Origin of the sequence: Micromonospora sp. NPDC049580 (assembly GCF_040675595.1) — a bacterium.
Lineage (GTDB): Bacteria > Actinomycetota > Actinomycetes > Mycobacteriales > Micromonosporaceae > Micromonospora.
Genome location: NZ_JBFAPG010000718.1, coordinates 1 through 2,158, shown reverse-complemented (window position 1 = coordinate 2,158; position 2,158 = coordinate 1). Strand labels below are relative to the sequence as shown.

1 protein-coding gene and 1 pseudogene are annotated in these 2,158 nt (G+C 74.2%); one reads left to right on the top strand and one right to left on the bottom strand.

Annotation, left to right across the window (positions count from 1 at the left end; all coding sequences use genetic code 11):
- The coding region (locus tag AB0J68_RS31360) for an adenylate/guanylate cyclase domain-containing protein (protein WP_363942406.1) at nt 1–1,537 on the bottom strand (1,537 nt) is incomplete at its 3' end.
- 192 nt (nt 1,538–1,729) lie between these two features.
- Between AB0J68_RS31360 and AB0J68_RS31355 the strand changes: the two are divergent.
- Nucleotides 1,730–2,101: pseudogene (locus tag AB0J68_RS31355) on the top strand (AAA family ATPase); the annotation flags it as partial.
- Nucleotides 2,102–2,158: the final 57 nt, after the last annotated feature.

The following is a 2,158-nucleotide window of genomic DNA, read 5'->3' as shown; positions in this document are numbered from 1 at the left end:
CGGCAGTGCCGGAGACCGGACCGCCGGTGGTGGCAGCGGCCATCAGCACCGCCCGTCGTTCACCGTCGAGGTGGTCCAGCTCCGCGCCGACGGCCCGGCGGACCGCGTCGGGCAGCGGGAGCGTCACCCGGTCGGCGCCGTCCACGATTGACCGCACGTACGCCGCCGCGTGGCCGGGACGGCCCGCCACCAGTGGCAGCAGCCGGTCGGCCAGGGTCACCGGTTGCCCCGCCCGGGTGAGCAGGTGGCGCAGCAGCCGCCCGGACTGCACCGTGGCCAGGGGACGGATCGGCACGCGGCGGGCGGGGCCGGGTCGGGTGTCGGCCCACTGCGGCTGATGCACGGTGAGCACCGCCAGCGGTAGCCCGCGTGCCGCCGCCGCGGTGAACAGCGCGTGCAGGAAGTGGCTCACGACGGGCGCGGCACGGTCCACGTCGTCCACGGCGACGACCAGCGGTCGGTGGGCGGCCAGGCGCAGCAGCACGTCCCGGCAGACCGCCGCGGCGGCCAGCGCCTCGGCCGAACCGTCCGGGGTGGTCAGCAGCGATTGCAGCGCCACCACCGCCGCCGCGACCCGGTCCGGCGGGTACAGCGGTGTCAGAGCGTCGGTCAGGCGGTCGCGGACCGCCGCCGGGCCGTCGCCGTGGCGGATGCCGGCGACGCCGCGGACCAGCTCGGCGACCGGCGCGAGCACCTGGTCGGGGTACGGCGGGCAGCCCACCACGCACCAGCGCACCGGCATCCCGTCCACCGTGCGCAGCGCGCGGGCCAGCTCGTGCAGCAGTCGGCTGCGGCCGCTGCCGCTCGGGCCGACCAGGGACACCCAGCGCGGTTCGTGCTCGTGCAGCGCCCGGGTCACCTGGTCGGTGATGCTGGCTAGTTCGCGACGTCGCCCGATCAGCGGGCCGTCGTGTCGGTCGGCGCCCGGTCGCGCCAGGCCGGCGGCATGCCACACCGGCATCGGCGGCACCCGGCCGGCGACCGGCACCGGCGCCAGTTGACGCTGCACGATGAGACCGGCGGTGGCCCGCGCCGTGGCGGCGCACAGCGCGACGGCGCCGGGTGCGGCGTACTCCTGCAGGCGGGCCGCGGTGGTGATCACCGCGCCGCTGGCCACGCCGTGGCCGCCGCTGACCGCGTCGCCCAGGTCGACCACCGCCTCGCCGGTGGCGACCCCGACGCGCACCCGCAGGGTGATGTCGCCGAGGATCGGCCGGCGATCCAGCGCGGCCTGGATCTCCAGCCCCGCCCGCACCGCCCGGTACGCGTCGAAGCCGTCGGAGTGTCGCGCCCCGAACAGCGCCATCACCGCGTCGCCGACGTACTTCTCGACCACGCCGTGCCAGCGGCGCAGCACGGAGGCGACCGTGTCGAAGTACGCCCGTTGCAGCGCCCGGACGTCCTCCGGGTCGAGCCGGTCGACCAGTGCGGTGGAGCCGACGATGTCGGCGAACAGCACGGTGACCGTCCGTCTCTCCTCGGCCACCGGCCAGTGTGGGCGGTCGGTCCGCTGCGTGTCGGCGACGATAGTGATCATGGGTGCGCACCGGTCCTTCCCCCGCTGATGGCTGACGACCCTCGGAGATTGGCATTCCTGGGCTGACGGGGGATCGGCAGAACGACGTATGTCGGCCACCCGCAACCTTTAGTCGCAATGTCGACGCGAGGAGTACCACAAGCGGCAGATGGCCGTAGAACGGTACGGGGGCGTGTGATTAGGCTGCGTCCCATGGCCAGCGATGTGGACACCGCACCGCTCGTGGGCCGGGCCGAGCTGGTGCAGACGGTTCGGTCGGCGCTGCTTGGTGACGTGGCACAGGGGCAGACGGCCGCCGTCTTCCTCACCGGTGAGAGCGGTGTGGGCAAGACCCGCCTCCTCGGTGAGATCGGTGCCCGATTGCGCGACCAGGGCGCATTGGTGCTGACCGGCAGTTGCCTGGACATCGGCGACGCCTCGCCGCTGCACCCGTTGCTGCAGGCGCTGCGGCGTTTCGACGGGGACCTGTCCGCGGCGCAGGCGCGCACCTCCTCGGCGGTGCGCGGGCTGTTGCAGATGTTCGCCGACGAGACGGGCGGCCCGGACGGCGCGGGCGCCCTGCTTCCGGGATGATGGCGGACTGCCCCCGCGACCAATCGATCATGGTGACTGAAAGTGTCG